Raw genomic sequence first — 17,601 nt, 5'->3', positions numbered from 1 at the left:
AGCCAGCAGAACCAGCCGACGGGAAGAAGCCATGCCCCTCCTGGAAGCGCCCCGAGAGCCCCGTACCGTCACCCTCCCCCCGCGCCCGGCACACCACGGGGGCCGGGTGGACGTCCTGGTCGTCGGCGGCGGGCCGGCCGGGACCGCCGCGGCCCACGCGGCCGCCGACGCCGGCGCCGACGTCGTCCTGGTGGAGCGGTACGGCTTCCTCGGCGGCAACGCCACCGCCGCCCTCGTCATGCCGCTGATGTCGTTCCACAACGAGCAGAAACAGGCCGTGTTCGACGAGGCGGGCCTGGACAACCGGCTGCTGCCCTCGGACCACGGCGAGGGCGAACCGGTCGTGGCCGGGTTCCTGTGGCGGCTGCTGGACCGGCTCACCGCCCGCGGTGGCTGCGTTCCCCCCTCACTGGACACCGGCTACACCGTCCCGTTCGACCCGGAGATCTTCAAGCTCGTCCTCCTCGACCTGCTCGACGAGGCGGGCGTGCGACTGCTGCTGCACGCCTTCGCGTCCACCGCGCTGCCCCTGGACGACGGCTGGCGGGTCGTCTTCGAGACGAAGTCCGGACCCGTGGTGATCGACGCCGGCGTCGTCGTCGACGGCACCGGGGACGGCGACGTGGCGGCCGCCGCCGGGGCGCCGTTCGAGGTCGGCCGGCCCGAGGACGGGCGGGTGCAACCGATGACGCTGATGTTCCGCGTCGCCGACTTCGCGGCCCCCCGCTTCGCCGAGTACGTGCGCGACCACCCCGACCAGTGGCGCGGGGTGCACGGCCTGTGGGACCTCGTCGAGGAGGCCACCCGGGCCGGCGAACTGCGCCTGGCGCGCGAGGACATCCTGTTCTTCGGCACCCCGCACCCCCGCGAGCTCAGCATCAACAGCACCCGGGTCACCGGAGCCCTCGGCATCGACGTGTGGGACCTCACCCGCGCCGAGTGCGCCGCCCGCCGCCAGCTGGAGCAGATCGACCGCTTCCTGCGCACCCGCGTCCCCGGCTTCGAGGAGGCGTACGCCGTGCAGAGCGGCACCCAGATCGGGGTGCGCGAGACCCGCCGCATCCTCGGCGACTACCACCTGACGGGCCACGACATCCTGGGCGCCCAGTCCTTCCCGGACGTCGTCGCGCACGGCGCGTACCCGGTGGACATCCACAACCCGCGCGGCAAGGGAACCGTCCTCAAGCGCGTTCCGCAGGGCCGCTTCTACGACATCCCGCTGCGCTGCCTGCTGCCCCTCGACACCGAGCGGATGCTCGTGGCCGGGCGCTGCATCTCCGGCTCACACGTGGCGCACTCCTCCTTCCGCGTCATGCCCATCGCCATGGCCACCGGCCAGGCCGCGGGCGTGTGCGCCGCCCTCGCCGTACGGCTCGGCCGCGTCCCGCGCGAGGTGCCCGCCGCCCTGGTGCAGGACGAACTCCTCCGCCAGGGCGCCCGCCTCCACCGCACCGCCGACACGGTGGCACGGGTCGCGGGCGGCTAGGCCCTGTCGTCACATTCCCGTCGTCGCCCGAAGGGCGGCCCTGCGGCGTCAGGTGCGTGCTCTCGGTGTGCCGGGCCCTGACCCTCGTACTGGATGTACTCGGGTCTGGGCCCGGTGCGGCGAGAGTGCGTGCATGGCGTCGCGGGGCAGACGGGAATGTGACGACAGGGCCTAGGACCACACCGGCCGCGCCGTGCTGACGGACCTGCCGCCCGGGCAGACAGGTTCTGCCGGCACGGTCGTCTCCGCCGGCAACGGCATCGGCCGGGCACAGACCCGCCGACGGGTCGCCTCCCGTGCGGAGGAGGTCGGGGCGCTGGGCGTCGCGGCGGACATGGACGTCGAGACGCCGTCGCCGTACGGCGTGCGGTGGGCAGGTGGACCCCGCGCCCGGGGAAAGCGCTCCGGTCGCCGGCGGCGAAGGTGTGCCCCTGCAGCGCGGCCACCGTGATGACCGGCAGCGACAGCATCCGCGCGGGGGGCTCGTGGACGGTGACGACGTAGTCCGGGTGCTGGTCGGCATGGGCGAACGACCAGTCCAGGTCGAGCCCGTTGGAGGAGAAGAACTCGCCGGTGGCGGCGGTGACCAGGGCGCGGGGGCCCTGCGCCTTCTCCACCTCGTCGAGCGCGCTCTCGACGACGGCGTGGCCCGCCCGGCGTGCCACCTGTCGGTAACTTATGGGGCATGGCCTGGACCGCGCGAGACGCCGGTCACGCACACGCTGATGCCCGCCCTCACGGCGGCCCGTCTGATCGGGCCGCGCACGGAGCCCGACAGCGGTGAACAGGTCGGGCTCCCCGCCCACCCGACGGAGATGAGGCCGCACTCCACGGTGCCTCCGGCGGCGACGACCCCGCCCCGTGTCCGGCATCGTGACGTCCCGCCGGAATGCGCTTGTTCGCCGTTCCGGTCCGGTACTACCGTGCCGCGGTGGATCTCTTCTCGCTCTCTTGGACGGCGTTGCGCACGGCGGTCGCCGACCTCCCGGACGACGACTTCGAGCGGCCCTCCGGCTGTGACGGCTGGCTCGTGCGGGACCTGGTGTGCCACCTGGTCATCGACGCCCAGGACGTCCTGATCACCCTGGTCACGCCCGCCGACACCGAACCGACCGTGGACGCGGTCACCTACTGGGACCTCCTGCCCGAACCACCGACCGGCGAGGACCCGCTCGACGCGCTGATCCCGCGACTGGCCGCCGCGTACGGCGAGCCGCGGTGGCTCAGGTTCCACCTCGACGACGTCGGTTCCGCCGCGGGCCGCGCCGCCGCACTCGCCGATCCCGCCGCCCGCGTCAGCACCCGCGACGCGGTGCTGACCGTCGGCGACTACCTCCGCGCGTACGTGCTCGAATGGTCCCTGCACCACCTCAACCTGATCGCGCATCTGCCGTCGGCCGCCGAGCCGCCCGCGGAAACCCTCGCGGCGGCGCGCGCGTCGCTGGAGAGGATCGCCGGGACCGCCTTTCCCGCCTCGTTCTCCGACAGGGACGCGCTGCTCGTCGGCACCGGACGGCGCACCCCCACCGACACGGAGAGGACCGCGCTGGGCGACCTCGCCGCGAAACTCCCGCTCATCCTCGGCTGAACGTTCACTCCGGCGGCACGTCGTCGGCTCCCCGCCGGCGTGCGGGACGGATCGCCGGTTCCGCGGCCCTGCGAGGAGCCCGAGCGCACGGACGAACTGCGCGCCGAGGTCGGCATCGCGCCCTTCCACGAGTGCGTCGCCCCGTCCCCGGTGACCTGACGCACCGCGCTCCCCGCCGCGACCGGCGGACCCCTCCCCGGCCCCACCCGCGGTCCGGGCCGGGCAGGCAGACGAAGCAGCGCCCACCTCGTCCACGTCATCATCCGATGGTCACCACCCGCGCCCACTCCGGCGGCGCGTCCGGCACGTAATCCGGATCGTCCTCCTCCCACGACCGGGCCGCCCGCTGCCGGGGGAACAGACCCACCACCGTCCGGCAGGGCGGTCGCGTCGCCGGCCACGGTGTTCGGCCGTCGGTCAGGACCACCAGGACGTCGGGGTGCGGTCGCATGCGGAGCGCCTTGGTGAAACCCGCGCGCAGATCCGTACCGCCGCCGCCCACCAGCGCGATGCCCTCGGCGCGGCACAGCGGGTGCGCGACCGGGACGGCGGCGTCGCAGGACAGCACCGTGACCAGGTCGCGGCGGCCGCCCACGGCCCGGGAGATCGCGGCGACCTCGAGGAGGGCGCTGCCCAGTTCGGCGTCGCCGACCGACCCGGAGGTGTCGATGATCACCGAGACGCGGGGCGGCTTGCGCCGCAGGCTCGGCAGTACGGCGCCGGGCACCCCCGCCGAGCGCCGCGCCGGCCGGCCGTACGTGTAGTCCTCGCCCGCGCCGCTTGTGGAGACCGCCGAGCGGACCGCCGCTCCGAGCAGCTCCCGCCACGGCTGCGGCGGGTGGAACGCCTCCTGAGCCCACCGCCGCCAGCCTCCCGAGGCGTTCCCGGGACGGGCGGTGATGCCCTGCGCCACCCGGAAGCGGACCGCGTCCCGTTCCTGCGCGCTGAGTCCGTGGGCGCCGTCCGGGCCGAGGTCCCACGCCCGTTCCAGTCCGTCGGCACCGCTGCCGCAGTCCAGCCAGGCCAGGTCCTGGGTGTGCTGCCCGAGCCGGAACCGGCTCAGGTACTCCTCCATGAGCTCGCCCACGGGCAGTCCCAGGGTCTCCGGGGCGACGGCGCCCTCCGGCCGGGCCAGCCCGTCGCCGAACGCGTCGTCGTTGATCTCGCAGTCCGCGGCGATGTTCATCCGCAGCCGTTCCCCCGCGCCGATGAGCCCCCGCTCCCGGGCGACCCGGTCGCTGCGCCCGTGGTGGTCGCGCAGCAGGTGCGACACCTCGTGCACCCACACGCCGGCGAGGTCCTCCACCGGGGTGCGGGCCACGAAGGCGGGTGAGACGTAGCACCGCCAGTGCCGGTCGACGGCCATGGTCGGCACCAGCCGCGACTCCACCGGGTGCAGGGCGAACAGGGCCGTCGCCAGGTACGGCCGGACGCGGGCGGCGTGCAGGCGGGCGGCGAAGAGCTTGTCGAGGTCCAGCGCGCTCGGACCGTCGGGAACGGGCGCCCCCGGTGCGCCGGCCGTCATCGGCCGGCCTTCGCCGCGGCGGCGGTGCGGGCGGCCACCTGGTCGGCCCGCCGCGACAGGTTCACCGCTCCGGCGAGCCGCTCGACCGACGCCGGGACGTCCCAGTCCTCGCGGCGCAGCGAGGCGAGGGTGGTGGCGGGCACGACCACCAGGTCAGGGGCCCCGGTCTCGAGCGCCCGGACCAGGAGCGTCCACGCCGCGTCCCAGCGCGACTTCTCCGGCTGTCTGCGGACCGCGGCGACCACCGCGTCCAGGACGGCCTGCCGCAGGTCTCCCCGTTCGGGCAGGACGGCCCGCGCCGGGTCGGCGAGCAGCACCTCGGGGTCCGGCAGGTCCATCCGGTCGAGGCTCGCCAGCAGTTCCAGCCCGGGGCCGTCCCCCACCGCGCCCCGGACGAGGAGGGACAGTACCTCCCGGGAGGAGCCGGCCGCGGTGGCGAAGGCGATCAGATGCAGCGTCATCTCCCAACTGCGCGGTGACGGCCAGGCCCCGCCCCGGCGGGTCTCGCCGCTGGGCAGCCGGTGGACGAGCCCCGGCCGGGCGGCGAGCAGCCCGCACACGGCACGGCGGGCGAGGGCCACGGACTCCGGCAGCCTGAGCGGGTCGAGCCGTGGCAGGGTGGCCCGCGGCCATGTCCCGCCGAGTCCGCGTACGACGACGTCGTGGTCGTGGACCCACTGGAGATGGACGAACCGGTTGGCGAGGGGCGGGCTCAGCTCCCAGCCGTCGGCCGCCGAGGACCGCGGGTTGGCGGCCGCGACGATCCGCACGCCGGGCGGCAGCCGCAGGGCACCGATCCGCCGCTCCAGCACCAGGCGGAGCAGCGCGGCCTGAACGGCCGGTGGCGCGGTGGACAGCTCGTCCAGGAACAGCAGCCCGCGGCCGGCCCGCACCAGGCGCACCGCCCAGTCCGGCGGGGCCATCGGGATCCCCTGCTCCGCGGGATCGTCCCCGACGACGGGCAGCCCGGAGAAGTCGGACGGCTCGTGCACGCTGGCGATCACCGTGGTCAGCGGAAGGTCCAGGGCTTCGGCGAGCTGGTTCAGGGCCGCGGTCTTGCCGATCCCAGGCTCACCCCACAGCATCACGGGCAGGTCGGCGGCCACGGCCAGCGTGAGGGCCTCCAGTTGGGGGTCGGGGCGGGGTTCGGTGGTGGTCTCGCGCAGCAGGGCCAGCAGGTCGCCGGCGATGTCCGACCGGGAGGCGTGGGCCGGGCCGGCGGGAGGGTCGGTCGTGGGGAACGGAGCGCGTGTGGGCATGGTCGATCACCTTTCGGGTTCGTGAGGAGACGTGTGGGGCGGGTGGGGGAGGGGGTGGGAATTCCCGGTCAGTGGAAGGCCGCGTGGCGAGGCCGCGTGCGGCGGACGCGGGGACGGCCAGGCCTCGCTGGTGGGACAGGGGCGGATTCGTCTCCGGCCAGGCCCGCCCGGAACATGCCGTAGGCGGTCCGCCGTTGCGCGGCCGCCTCCAGCGCGTCCCGCAGGGCACCGTCGCGCAGCACGGCGTCGGGACCGAGCAGGCCTTCTACGACGGCCAGCGCCCCGGCGATGTCCCCGTGGCCGAGGCGGTCGCGAACCCCCGCGAGGCAGTCGGGACGGCGGTGCGCCTCGTCGATGGCCCGCAGGCAGGGAAGCGGCGGGCCACCGAGCGCGGCCAGCAGCTCCTCGCGCCGGATCTCCTCCGGGGCGTGGTCCAGCGGAGCCAGGACCCCGTCGACCAGACCGATGTGGTGCCGGGCTCCCCGGCACTCCACGAGGCGCGCCGGCGCCGCCGGATCCGTGGTGCGGGGCGCGGCGGCCGGCGTGTGGTCCGGTACGAGGGCGGAGACGACCAGGGGGTGCAGTCGACCGGCCTCGATGGCACCGGAGCGGAGCAGCTCCAGGTCGGGCAGGACCCAGGTCGCCGCGTGGGGCAGGACCGGCAACGGGCGGGAACCGTCGTCCGTGGTGACCGCCGTGATCCGCGGTGGGGTCGGCCTGGTGCCGCCCCGTCCCGCTGCCACGTCCAGGACCAGCCGGTGACGGGCCCCCAACCGCACGCAGACCTGGCCGTCGGACCGCCCCTCGCACCCGAGCAGGATCGCCGCCTCGGCCGCCCAACGGTCGACGGCGCGGCGACGCCCGGGCGGCACCGTCTCACCCGGATCGGGGCCCCACACGACGTGCTCCGTCACCGGCGGCCGGTCGGCCCCGGAACGGATCCGCAACTCCCCGCTGCGGCGCGCGTCCCACAGGTGGCGGTGCAGGTCGAGACGGAACCGTCGGCTGGGGTACGGATGCGGATGCCGGCGGGAACGGTCGTCGCGGGACCCGTCCCACAGCGCGAGGCTGATGCGTTGGCCGCCGTCCGCCCGGGCCGGCGGAGTCCGCACCACGAGGTGCACCGGGTCCGTGCCGTCGCGCCCGACGGTGTCGTAGCGGGCCAGGGTGAGCGTCAGCCCCGGGCGCAGCAGCCCGTCGGGGGCGATGCGGGGCATGTGCCAGCGCAGCAGGTCGGGTGCCAGGTGCCGGAGGTCGGCTCGGACACGGGCCGCGAGGTCCCGGCCGTGCGTACGTGCCGCGGAACGCAGGTTGAGGTCGACATCGATGCCTGCGGCGGCACACGCCCCCGCCCAGTCGCCGGTGTGACGGCGGGCGGTCGCAGTCTCGATCATGGGGAGCGGCACGGCGTACTCACGCACGCGCAGCCAGAAGGAAAGGCGGGGATCCGCGTTCGCGGTGTGAGTGGACATCAGCACTCACCTTGCGCGGACCGGACCCCCCATCTGCCAGCGGAGGAAGTCGTCATCGCGGGGAGCATAGCCCCCGCCGTCGACCCGGGCACGGCAATATCGCGTCGCCGCCTCACACCTGTGCCGCGCCGTACGCGGTCGGTCCCCCGCGCCGTACGCAGTCGGCGCCGATCGCCACCGGACGGGCCGAAAGGTCATCTACATCCACGCAATGTCCTCCAGGCGGGCGGCTGTTGTGCGGTACGACCCGGCCCGCCCTGTTCCGGAACGGTGGCCTGTGTCGAACGTTCGAGCCATGTTCACCCGTCGGCCCGCCGCGGCCTGCCTCGCCCTCCTGGGGATCGCCAGCAGCGTGCTGGTGGCCCGGGGCGGTTTGAACACGGTGGTCGGCTGTGGAATCGCCCATGACCCCCGCCCCTCCCAGACCGCGAAGGACTGGGTGACCCAGGCGGACCATGCCGTCGTGGCCACGCCGGTCCGCGAACAGGACACCGGGCGCCAGGAGTTCACCAAGGGAGCGGTCCGTTATGCGACCGACCGCATGGTGACGTTCCGCACCGACCGCGTCCTGTGGTCCACCGACGCGCCGCAGCGCACGGTGGGCAGGACCTTCGACCTGGTGGCCGCCGGCTGGGACGTGTACCGGCAGGACGGCAGACGCGTGAAGAGAACGACCCCGCACGCCCCCCGCCTGGAGCCCGGCCACACCTACCTCCTCGCCCTGGCCTGGTCCGGGGAGGGGTGGACGGTCCTCGGCGAGGGCGCGGCTGTGCCGTTCGACCACCACGTCGCCGGCCAGGGGGAGTGGTGCGGACGCACCCTCCGCAAGGAGGACGTCGCCCTGGCCGAACGCTTCTCCCGCTCGGACGACCACAGCGTGGAGAAGACGGTGCTCGGCCAGGACGAGAGCGCGGTCGTCCGCGAACTGCGGCGCGCCCGCGGCGAGTGACCGGAGCGGGCCCGCGGCACGGACGACCGTGACGGCCCCCGCCCGGAGCCGTTGGAGTGCGCTGCGGCCTGCCGCGACCGGCAGGGGGCCGAGGCGGCTGACAGATCAGTGACCCCGTGCGATCCAGTCGGCGAGGTGCGGCGCTTCGGTACCGATGGTGGTGTCCTCACCGTGCCCGGTGCGCACCCTCGTGGCCGGCGGCAGCACCAGCAGGCGGTCCCGGATCGAGCGGACGATGGTCGGGAAGTCCGAGTACGACCGTCCGGTCGCGCCCGGACCGCCGGCGAAGAGCGTGTCGCCGGTGAGGACCGTATGCAGCCGGTGCGCGTGCAGGCAGACGGCTCCGGGGGTGTGCCCGGGCGTGTGGAGCACTCGCAGTCGGGTGCCGGCGATCTCGATGAGCCGGTTGTCGGACAGGTGGCCGCCCGGATCGTGATCCGGGTGGGTGTGTTTCCCGCAGGGGCCGGTCGTCCGGGTGGAGGAGGACGGGTGCACCGGTGGTTTCGGCCAGGGCGGGGGCCGCGTTGACGTGGTCGTCGTGGGCGTGGGTGCAGACGACGGCCCTCAGCCGCGGTCGCCGACCGCTGCCAGGACGGCGTCGGGGTCGTGGGCCGCGTCGATGACCAGCGCCTCGTGGTCGTCGCCGACGATCCGGACGTTGTTGTCGACGTCCCAGGTGCCGCCGTCCAGGCTGAACGTCCCCGACGTGACCACCCGTTCGACCCGCGCACCGGTCGTCAGAAGGTCACCACCGAGCGCAGTACGTCACCCTTGGCATGCGGGCGAGGCGTCCTCGACCTCGTCCAGGGTGATGGTCTCGGTGACGAACGTGTCCAGGTCCAGGCGGCCCTGGAGGTGGAGGTCGATCGGCATCGGGAAGTCCCGGGAGGGAAGGCAGCCGCCGTACCAGGAGGACTTCAGGGCTCCACCGCGTCCGAAGACGTCCAGCAACGGCAGTTCGAGCCGCATGTCCGGGGTGGGGACGCCGACGAGGACGACGATGCCGGCCAGGTCGCGGGCGTAGAACGCCTGCCGGTACGTCTCCGGGCGGCCGACGGCCTCGATGACGACGTCGGCGCCGAAGCCGCCGGTCGGTTCGCGGATCGCCTCCACCGGGTCGGTCTCCGTGGAGTTGACGGTGTGGGTGGCGCCCAGGATCCGGGCGGTCCGCAGTTTCCGGTCGTCGATGTCCACGGCGATGATCCGGGCCGCGCCGGCCAGCTCGATCCGGCGATCGCCGCGTCGCCGACGCCGCCGCAGCCGATGAGGGTCGTAGTCCGCCCGTCGGCAGCGGCGGAAGGGGTGGTCCGGGCCGACCGGGGACTCCAGGCTGCCGGCGAGCAGGCGCGGATGCCGCAGGAGACGGGATTCTCCGAGCCGCCGCTCACGGCCGGCGCCGGAGAGGGGGGCCGTCCACGGCTCGGCGGAACCCGGGTCCGGCGCGGCTCCGTGAGCTCTGCGCACCCCGCGACAGGGGTGATATCTGTCACACCCCTAAAACCTAGTGCTCGCTCGCTAAGTGTTCGGCCTCATCATCGAGCGCGGCCGAAACGTTTCGTATCCGTCGCGTCCCCATGGCCATCCCGTCAACGGCGCCTTCAGTTCGCCCTTCGCGCCTGGCTGATCCCCTGGCTGATCCCCGAAAGGAGCGGTCTCGTGACACCGACGTCGGCGAGCCCCTCGCTCGATGCAGCACCCTCCCCGCACCGTCAGAGGTGGACCCCGCGTCTCGTAGGCGTCCTGATCGCCCTCATCTGGCCCACGCAGTTGCTGGTCACGGTCGGCATCCTCGGCTCCAACGCCACCGCCGACGTGGCGCAGCACTTCCACACGACGCAGGTGGCCTGGTTCTCCCTGATCGTCACGCTGGTCTCCGCCCTGCTGAGCCCGTTCGTCATCAAGCTGGGTGACCTGTACGGCAAGAAGCGGATCATGCTCGGGATGATCGCCCTGGGAGTCGTGGGCGACGTCATCGCCGCGACCGCGGGCAGCTTCGAGCTCCTGCTGGTCGGCCGGGGCCTCGCCGCCTGTTACGGCCCCTTCCCGGCGCTCGCCTTCCCCGCGGTGCGGGACATCTTCCCCGGCGTGCTGGTCAAGTCCGCCAGCGGCATCCTGGGCAGCAGCCTGGGCCTGGTCGCCCTCGGCTCGCCCTTCCTGGCCGGCTGGCTGATCGACGGCTGGGGCTACAAGGGAGCCATGTGGTTCCTGGCCGCGGCCACCACCGTCTCCTTCGTCCTGGTGGCAACCCTGGTACCGGAGACGCCCCGGCACGCCTTCGAGCCCGGCTTCGACTGGCTCGGCGGACTGATCCTCGGCGGCGGCCTCGCCGTCCTCGTCTACGCCGTCGGACAGGGACAGAGCTGGGGCTGGGGCAGCGCGCGGACCCTGGGCTGGCTCGCGGCCAGCGTGGTCGCCCTCCTCGGCTTCCTGGCCGTCGAGCGGGCGAGCAGCCACCCGATCCTCGACCTGCGGGTCCTGCGCCGCCGTGCGGTGGCGACGACCGTCGTCTCCGGAGCCCTGGCCCAGGCGGTCGCCTACACCGCGCCCGTCATCGCCATCCTGCTGGCGCTCTACCCGCACATCCCCGGAGTCTCGGCCGGCTTCGGCTGGACCGCCCAGCACAGCGCCACCGTCGGCGTCACCTGGAACCTGCTGCTGTTCGTCACCGGCCTGGCCGCCAGCCGCTTCCTGCGCGGCGTCGACACCCGGCTGATCTGGTGGGCCGGGCTCGCGGCGATGGGCCTGGGATACCTGCTGGCGGGCTTCTTCCACGCCGGCGCGGTCCAGCTCACGTGGACGATGTGCGTGGCGAGCCTGGGCAGCGGTCTCGTCGTCGCGGCAGCCCCGGTGCTCGTCGTGGGCGCGGTCTCCACGGACGAGCAGGGCCTGGGCAGCGGCATGCTCACCATGCTCACCCACGTCTTCGGAGCCGTGTTCAGCGCCGCGATGTTCGCCGCCCTCGCCGCCCACAGCACCGTCCTGGAGGGCACCGCGTTCTACGACGACAGCGGCTACACCTGGGCCTTCTGGGTCGGCGCCCTCCTCAGCCTCGTCGCCCTCGTCGTCGGGTTCTTCATCCCCGCCCTGCGCGAGCCGGAGGAAGAAGCCCAAGAGGCACCCTCCGCAGTCTGAACCCCACCCCGTCCTGGTTCGGCCCGGCGCACGTCCCGCGTGCGCCGGGCCTCTGGAAAGGCATCGATGTCGCACCACTGGACCGCCCAGGTCATCACCCCCCGCCTGCCCGACGAGGGCCCGCCCGCCGAGGCGGCCCGGCCGGCCGCGCTGCTGCGCGGCGAGTTCACCGTGCGGGCCGGAGTGAGAGCGGCCCGGCTGACGGTCACCGCACTGGGCGTGTACGAGCTGGAACTCAACGGCACCGTGGTCGGCGACCACGTCCTGGCCCCCGGCTGGACCAGCTACCGCCACCGGCACCGCTACCACTCCTTCGACGTGACCGGGCTGCTGCGCACCGGCGCCAACGCCTGGGGCGCCCACCTCGCGGACGGCTGGTACCGGGGCCGGCTCGGCTTCAACGGCGGCACCCGTGACATCTACGGCCCGGACACCGGCCTCCTCGCCGAACTGCGCGTCGAGTACACCGACGGCACGGCCCAGACCGTCACCACCGGCCCCGGCTGGCGCGCCTCCCACGGGCCGGTGCTCTCCGCCGGCCTCTACGAGGGCGAGCACCACGACGCGCGCCGCGAACGGCCCGGCTGGAGCGAGCCCGGCTTCGACGACGCCGCCTGGCATCCGGTGCGGGTCCTCGACTTCGACACCACCGTCCTCTTCCCCGCCGACAGCCCGCCCGTACGCCGCGTCGAGACCGTCCGGCCCGTCGCCGTCACCGCCCTGCCCGGCGGTCGCGTCCTGGCGGACTTCGGCCAGAACCTCGTCGGGCGCCTGCGCATCCGCGTGCGCGGTGAGGCCGGGCGGACGGTCACCCTGCGCCACGCCGAAGTCCTCGACGGCGACGGCGAGGTGTGCGTGCGCCCGCTGCGCACGGCCGTCGCCACCGACCGGTACACCCTGCGCGGCGACGCCGACGGCGAGGAATGGGAGCCGCGCTTCACCTTCCACGGCTTCCGCTACGCCGAAGTCGACGGCTGGCCGGGCGAGCCCGCGCCCGGCGACATCACCGCGGTCGTCCTCCACAGCGACCTGCGCCGCACCGGCTGGTTCTCCTGCTCGGACCCCGCGCTCGACCGGCTGCACGAGAACGTCGTGTGGGGCATGCGCGGCAACTTCCTCGACGTACCCACCGACTGCCCGCAGCGCGACGAGCGCCTGGGCTGGACCGGCGACGTGCAGGTCTTCGCCCCCACCGCCGCGTACCTGTACGACGTGCGGGACTTCCTGCGGTCCTGGCTGCGCGACCTGGCCGCCGACCAGAGCCGCGACCAGCACGGCATCCCGCCGGTGTTCACGCCCGAGATCCCGGTCGTCGCCGACGTCCCGCTGCCGCCCGGCAACCCGCCCATGGCCGGCTGGTGCGACGCCGCCGTCATCGTGCCCTGGGTGCTGTACGAGCGGTACGGCGACAGCGACGTACTGCGCGACCAGTACCCGTCGATGCGGGCGTGGGTCGACGCCGTCGAGGGGATCGCCGGGCCCGGCCGGATCTGGGGCGAGGGCTTCCAGTTCGGGGACTGGCTGGATCCGACGGCTCCTCCCGAGGACCCCGGCCGGGCCGTCACGCCCTCCCACCTGGTCGCCACCGCCTACTTCGCCCGCTCCGCCCGCCTGCTCGCCCGCAGCGCCGACGTCCTCGGCGAGAAGGACGACGCGGTGCGCCACCACGCCCTCGCCGACTCGGTGCGCGACGCCTTCCGCGACCGCTTCCACGCCGGCGGCGGCCGGCTGACCGAGGAGACGCAGACCGCGTACGCGCTGGCCCTCTGCTTCGACCTGCTGGAGGATCCGGCCGAGCGGGCCGCCGCCGGCGACCGGCTCGCCGCCCTGGTCGCCGCGCGCGGCCACCGCATCGCCACCGGCTTCCTCGGCACCCCCCTGGTGTGCGACGCGCTCACCGCCACCGGACACCTGGACACGGCCTACCGGCTGCTGCTGGAGCGGTCGTGCCCGTCCTGGCTGTACCAGGTGGACATGGGCGCCACGACCGTCTGGGAACGCTGGGACAGCATGCTGCCCGACGGCAGCGTCAACCCCGGCGAGATGACCTCGTTCAACCACTACGCGCTGGGCGCGGTCGCCGACTGGATCCACCGCACCATCGCCGGTCTAGCCCCGGCCGCGCCCGGCTACCGACGCCTGCTGGTACGGCCCCGCCCGGGTGGCGGGCTCACCTGGGCGCGGGCCGCGCACGAGACGCCCCACGGCCGCGCCGAGGTCTCCTGGCGGATCACCGGGCACTTCCTGCTCGTCGACGTCCTCGTGCCGCCCGGCACCACCGCCGAGGTCGACCTGCCGGGCGCCGAACCCGTCCAGGCCGGACCCGGCCGCCACACCTTCCGCACCCCCCACCCCGCCCCCACACACGCCGAGGAGCAGCAGTGACCCACCCGTACCAGGACCCCGCCCGCAGCGTGCGCGAACGCGTCGCGGACCTGCTGCCCCGGATGACGGTGGAGGAGAAGGCCGGACTCGTCTTCCACCACGTGATCGGCCCCGCCCCGCACGCCGCGCCCGCCGGACGCACCGCCGAGCAGATGCTGGCCGAGAGCCGGATGACGCACTTCAACGTCCTGGGCGCCGCCTCCCCGCGCGAGATGGCCGCCTTCCACAACCGGCTCCAGGAACGGGCCGCCCACACCAGGCTGGGCATCCCGGTCACCCTGTCCACCGACCCGCGGCACGCCTTCACCGACAACCCCGGCACCGCGATGATGGCCGGCCCGTTCTCCCAGTGGCCCGAGACCCTCGGCCTGGCGGCCGTGGGCGACACCGACCTGGTGCGCCGGTACGCCGACACCGTGCGCCGCGAGTACCTCGCGGTCGGCCTGCGCGTCGCCCTGCACCCACAGATCGACCTGGCCACCGAGCCGCGCTGGGCCCGCGTCTCCGGCACCTTCGGCGAGGACGCCGACCTGACGTCCCGGCTGGTCGCCGCGTACATCGAGGGCCTGCGGGGACCGGGCGACGGGCTCGGCCCCGACAGCGTCGCGGCGATGGTCAAGCACTTCCCGGGCGGCGGCCCGCAGAAGGACGGCGAGGACCCGCACTTCCCCTACGGCAAGGAGCAGGTCTACCCGGGCGGCTTCTTCGACTACCACCTCAAGCCGTTCAAGGCGGCCATCGCCGCCGGGGCGACCCAGATGATGCCCTACTACGGCAAGCCCGTCGGCACCGACCACGAGGAGGTCGGCTTCGGCTTCAACCGCGGCATCATCACCGGCCTGCTGCGCGAGAAGCTCGGCTTCGACGGCATCGTCTGCACCGACTGGGGCCTGGTCACCGACCAGCTCGTCATGGGTGAACCGCACCTGGCCCGCGCCTGGGGAGTGGAGGACCTCACCCCGGCCGAACGCGTCCTGCGGATCTTCCACGCGGGCGCCGACCAGATCGGCGGCGAGTCCTGCTCCGAGCTCGTCACCGACCTCGTGCGGCACGGACAGCTGGAGGAGTCCCGCCTGGACGCCTCGGCGGCCCGGCTGCTCGCCGAGAAGTTCCGCCTCGGCCTGTTCGACGAGCGCCGCTACGTCGACGTGGACGCGGCCGAGGCCGTCGTCGGCCGCGCCGACTTCCGCGCCGCCGGCGAGGCCGCCCAGCGCTCCGGCCTCACCCTGCTCAAGAACGGCGACGCGCTGCTGCCGCTCACCGGCACCCCGCGCCTGTACGTCGAGGGCGTCGACCCGGCCGTCGCCGCCGAGTACGCCTCACTCGTCGACGACCCGGCCGACGCCGACCTCGCGGTGCTGCGGCTGAGCACCCCGTACGAGCCGCGTCCCGGACTGTTCGAGTCCTTCTTCCACGCCGGACGGCTCGACTTCGCCGAGGACCGGCTGAAGGAGATCCTGACGCTGCTGGACACGGTGCCCACCGTGGTGGCCATCCACCTGGAGCGGCCCGCCGTCATCCCGGAGATCGCCGACCGCTGCGCGGCGCTGCTCGCCGCGTTCGGCGCGGGCGACCGGGCCCTGCTGGACGTCCTGTTCGGGCGGGCGGAGCCCCGGGGACGGCTGCCGTTCCAACTGCCGCGCTCCATGGCCGAGGTCGCGGCGGGGCGTCCCGACGTTCCGCAGGAGAGCCGGGACCCGTTGTTCGGCTTCGGCGACGGCCTGGGCTACGCGCCCCGGCACTGAGCCGGGAGGGGCGGGGCGTCGGCCCTGCCCCTCACAGCCCCTTGCCGTCGGCCGAGACGGACCGCATCAAACGGTCCAGGTGTGCGCGCGTGACCCCGATGAGGTCGAAGGAACGCCCACTGGCCAGCCACTGCAGCCGCAGTCCCGCGTCGACGGCCGCGCACTCGCGGGCGATCGCCTCGTGGTCCAGGTCCGGCTTGAGCTCCCCGGCCTCGCTCGCGGCGCGCAGCCGGTCGGTCAGCTCCCGCACCCCCTTCTCCTGCCACTGCGAGAAGAAGTCGTGCGCGGGGTGGCCGGCGGCGGTGGCCTCGGCCGCGAGCACCACGGACAGCTCCACGATGCCGGGCATCCGCAGGGCCTCCTCCATGTCCTCGATGTGGCACCGGAACGCGTCCCGCACGGAGCCGGTCACGCGCCGCCACCGCTCGTCCATCTGGTGGTGCCAGTACTCGACGACCGCCTGCAGCAGTTGCTGCTTGCCCCCGAAGTGGTGCAGCAGCCCGGCGTCGGTGATGCCGGCGTCGCGCGCGACACGGGCCAGTGAGGTGTTGTGGTAGCCGTCCTGACCGAACCGCCTCATGGCCGCTTCCAGGATCTGCGGCCGCCTGGCCTGTCCCGCCGCGTAGGAGCCGCGCGGCCCTCTAGGTGTCCCCATGGGGACAACGTTAACGGGCCGCCTCGACAGGTCATGATCACCCCACCGGTCACGGGCCACCGGCGACCGCCCCACCGGGAGGGCCGCACGCCCAGGGGCGCGCCGCCCTCCCGGCCCGGTCGCCGTCGGCGCTAGCGCGCGAGGAGCCAGGTCCGGCTGGTGGCGATCTCCTTGAGCTCCTCGAGCGTGATCAAGTGCTTGGTGCCGCTCTTGGCGGACGTGGGGCTCGGCGCGTTGTAGGCGGAGAGGGTCATCCACAGCCCGTTCACCCGCAGGGCGTCGACGCGCAGTCGCTCGACTCCCGGCTGCTCGCCGGGCAGCCGCTGGGTGCTCACCTTCGTGCCGTCGGCGAGGGTCTCGCTCCACGTCACCTTGTCACCGGCGGTCCGTACGGCGTGGATGTAGGTGTGCTGTCCGGTCTTCGGGTCGACCACGACGACATGGCCCTCCGCTCCGGTGCCGCCTTCCGAGGAGACGTGGAGGCGCTCGGGCAGCAGTTCCTTCAGGACGGGCAGGATGTCGCCCGGTTCGGCCTGGGAGCCCGGCTTGACCGTCCCCAAGGAGTTGGCTTCGCCGTCAGGGGTGAACGAGCCGTCGACGAACATCGCGAGGTAGCGCAACTTGCCCGGGTTCATACGGGGGTTGCGGGTCACGGCCGTCTCCTCGTCCCGCTCCGCCTGCTCCGTCCCCGGCATGTTGTGGGTGGCTACCTCGATGAGGTAGCCGCTGGGCGAGAGCATCGTGACCGCCCACTTCTTGACCCCGCCCGCCTTGCCGGCCTCGGTGTATCCCTTCACCGCCCTGTTGCCGGGCTGTGTCGTGCACTCCTCGTACGGCGAATTCGCTGTGGGCGGGCAGGTGATCAGCTTCTTCAGGTCCTTGTCGGCCGGGTCGACGCGCCGCACCGAGAGCGTCACCCTCGCCGCGCTCCAGCTGTCGTCGAAGTCCATCGTGGCCGTCGCGGGCCGGTCCGGGTCGGAGCTGCCCGCCGCCTGCACCTGTTCGCGCTGGACGGGGATCTGGGAGCGGTCCATGCCGTTGCGGAGGATGTTCTCCATCTCGTCGGCGGTGACCGCGAAGTGCCGGTAGTCACCGGCCGGTCGCGGCGTCGAGGCGTGTTCGCCACGGGTGGTGTCGTCACCGCCGCGCTGCCCGCCCAGCCCGATCCCGGCCGCGGTCACGAGGACGACGGCCAGGGCGCTCGCGCCGACCACCGAGGCGCGGCGGCGGGCCAGTCGTCGGCGGCCACGGGCGAGGCTCCCCTCCGCCAGGGCGTACCGGTCGGCGGAGAAGGTGCCCGCTGTGTGGCGAAGTGCCCTCCCGAGCTCGTCTTCGAAGCGCATAAGGAAACCACCAGTTCCTGTGTTGGTGCTGAGGTGAAGCGGATCAAGGTGAAAGGGCGGGC

The 17,601-nt window shown here is 73.8% G+C and carries 11 protein-coding genes and 3 pseudogenes; 6 read left to right on the top strand and 8 right to left on the bottom strand.

The genetic code is table 11. The annotated features are described in order from the left end of the window. Window positions 1-31: 31 nt before the first annotated feature. Entirely contained in the window at window positions 32-1,486 is a 1,455-nt protein-coding gene (locus tag ACIBBD_RS31220; protein ID WP_399422917.1) for an FAD-dependent oxidoreductase, read from the top strand. 410 nt (window positions 1,487-1,896) lie between these two features. Here ACIBBD_RS31220 and ACIBBD_RS31215 read toward each other — a convergent pair. Continuing rightward, window positions 1,897-2,124, bottom strand: a pseudogene (locus ACIBBD_RS31215) (enoyl-CoA hydratase/isomerase family protein); the annotation flags it as partial. Between the two features lie 293 nt (window positions 2,125-2,417). Here ACIBBD_RS31215 and ACIBBD_RS31210 point away from each other — a divergent pair. Continuing rightward, the gene (locus ACIBBD_RS31210; protein WP_399422915.1) at window positions 2,418-3,074 is read left to right on the top strand and encodes a maleylpyruvate isomerase N-terminal domain-containing protein; all 657 of its coding nucleotides are present in this window, start codon (window positions 2,418-2,420) and stop codon (window positions 3,072-3,074) included. A gap of 259 nt (window positions 3,075-3,333) precedes the next feature. Here ACIBBD_RS31210 and ACIBBD_RS31205 read toward each other — a convergent pair whose 3' ends face one another. The 3 genes from ACIBBD_RS31205 to ACIBBD_RS31195 all read right to left on the bottom strand — a co-directional run bounded on the left by ACIBBD_RS31205 (window position 3,334) and on the right by ACIBBD_RS31195 (window position 7,330). Further along, window positions 3,334-4,599, bottom strand: a complete 1,266-nt coding sequence (locus ACIBBD_RS31205) for a VWA-like domain-containing protein (RefSeq protein WP_399422914.1) — start codon at window positions 4,597-4,599, stop codon at window positions 3,334-3,336. Further along, window positions 4,596-5,858, bottom strand: coding sequence for an AAA family ATPase (locus ACIBBD_RS31200; protein ID WP_399422913.1), 1,263 nt, complete (start codon window positions 5,856-5,858; stop codon window positions 4,596-4,598). Before ACIBBD_RS31200 ends, ACIBBD_RS31205 begins: the two co-directional genes overlap by 4 nt. Window positions 5,859-5,926: 68 nt before the next feature. Further along, window positions 5,927-7,330 (bottom strand): hypothetical protein, encoded by a 1,404-nt coding sequence (locus ACIBBD_RS31195; RefSeq protein WP_399422912.1) that lies wholly within the window; start codon window positions 7,328-7,330, stop codon window positions 5,927-5,929. 295 nt (window positions 7,331-7,625) lie between these two features. Here ACIBBD_RS31195 and ACIBBD_RS31190 point away from each other — a divergent pair, with 295 nt between their 5' ends. Next, complete coding sequence (locus ACIBBD_RS31190) at window positions 7,626-8,279, top strand: hypothetical protein (protein WP_399422911.1); 654 nt, start codon at window positions 7,626-7,628, stop codon at window positions 8,277-8,279. A 105-nt stretch (window positions 8,280-8,384) separates the two neighbouring features. On the opposite strand, the pseudogene ACIBBD_RS31185 reads toward ACIBBD_RS31190, so the two are convergent. Both ACIBBD_RS31185 and ACIBBD_RS31180 read right to left on the bottom strand, forming a co-directional pair. Beyond that, window positions 8,385-9,020, bottom strand: a pseudogene (locus ACIBBD_RS31185) (MBL fold metallo-hydrolase). Further along, window positions 9,017-9,547, bottom strand: a pseudogene (locus ACIBBD_RS31180) (zinc-binding dehydrogenase); the annotation flags it as partial. The pseudogenes ACIBBD_RS31180 and ACIBBD_RS31185, both read right to left, overlap by 4 nt. A gap of 388 nt (window positions 9,548-9,935) precedes the next feature. Between ACIBBD_RS31180 and ACIBBD_RS31175 the strand changes: the two are divergent. The 3 genes from ACIBBD_RS31175 (at window position 9,936) to ACIBBD_RS31165 (ending at window position 15,541) form a co-directional block, all read left to right on the top strand. Further along, the gene (locus tag ACIBBD_RS31175) at window positions 9,936-11,411 is read left to right on the top strand and encodes an MFS transporter (RefSeq protein ID WP_399422910.1); all 1,476 of its coding nucleotides are present in this window, start codon (window positions 9,936-9,938) and stop codon (window positions 11,409-11,411) included. A gap of 66 nt (window positions 11,412-11,477) precedes the next feature. Next, window positions 11,478-13,796, top strand: a complete 2,319-nt coding sequence (locus tag ACIBBD_RS31170; RefSeq protein ID WP_399422909.1) for a family 78 glycoside hydrolase catalytic domain — start codon at window positions 11,478-11,480, stop codon at window positions 13,794-13,796. After that, window positions 13,793-15,541: a glycoside hydrolase family 3 N-terminal domain-containing protein gene (locus ACIBBD_RS31165; protein WP_399422908.1), complete on the top strand. Its 1,749-nt coding sequence runs from the start codon at window positions 13,793-13,795 to the stop codon at window positions 15,539-15,541. The genes ACIBBD_RS31170 and ACIBBD_RS31165 overlap by 4 nt, the downstream gene beginning before the upstream one ends. A 31-nt stretch (window positions 15,542-15,572) precedes the next feature. Here the strand turns inward: ACIBBD_RS31165 and ACIBBD_RS31160 are convergent, their stop codons facing one another. Together ACIBBD_RS31160 and ACIBBD_RS31155 are read right to left on the bottom strand one after the other, a co-directional pair. Next, on the bottom strand, window positions 15,573-16,196 hold the full coding sequence (locus ACIBBD_RS31160) for a TetR/AcrR family transcriptional regulator (protein WP_399422907.1): 624 nt from the start codon (window positions 16,194-16,196) through the stop codon (window positions 15,573-15,575). Between the two features lie 131 nt (window positions 16,197-16,327). Continuing rightward, the gene (locus ACIBBD_RS31155) at window positions 16,328-17,539 is read right to left on the bottom strand and encodes a hypothetical protein (protein WP_399422906.1); all 1,212 of its coding nucleotides are present in this window, start codon (window positions 17,537-17,539) and stop codon (window positions 16,328-16,330) included. Window positions 17,540-17,601: the final 62 nt, after the last annotated feature.

Source organism: Streptomyces sp. NPDC051315 (genome assembly GCF_044455165.1).
Classification (GTDB): domain Bacteria; phylum Actinomycetota; class Actinomycetes; order Streptomycetales; family Streptomycetaceae; genus Streptomyces.
Note: the sequence above shows the minus strand (reverse complement) of the source record. Positions and strands in the feature narration are given on the sequence as shown.

Excerpts from the sequence above, each read along its gene's own strand:
- ACIBBD_RS31160 (WP_399422907.1), bottom strand. The coding sequence starts at position 16,196 with ATGGGGACACCTAGAGGGCCGCGCGGCTCCTACGCGGCGGGACAGGCC.
- ACIBBD_RS31200 (WP_399422913.1), bottom strand. The coding sequence starts at position 5,858 with ATGCCCACACGCGCTCCGTTCCCCACGACCGACCCTCCCGCCGGCCCG.
- ACIBBD_RS31170 (WP_399422909.1), top strand. The coding sequence starts at position 11,478 with ATGTCGCACCACTGGACCGCCCAGGTCATCACCCCCCGCCTGCCCGAC.
- ACIBBD_RS31205 (WP_399422914.1), bottom strand. The coding sequence starts at position 4,599 with ATGACGGCCGGCGCACCGGGGGCGCCCGTTCCCGACGGTCCGAGCGCG.
- ACIBBD_RS31155 (WP_399422906.1), bottom strand. The coding sequence starts at position 17,539 with ATGCGCTTCGAAGACGAGCTCGGGAGGGCACTTCGCCACACAGCGGGC.
- ACIBBD_RS31220 (WP_399422917.1), top strand. The coding sequence starts at position 32 with ATGCCCCTCCTGGAAGCGCCCCGAGAGCCCCGTACCGTCACCCTCCCC.
- ACIBBD_RS31190 (WP_399422911.1), top strand. The coding sequence starts at position 7,626 with ATGTTCACCCGTCGGCCCGCCGCGGCCTGCCTCGCCCTCCTGGGGATC.
- ACIBBD_RS31195 (WP_399422912.1), bottom strand. The coding sequence starts at position 7,330 with ATGTCCACTCACACCGCGAACGCGGATCCCCGCCTTTCCTTCTGGCTG.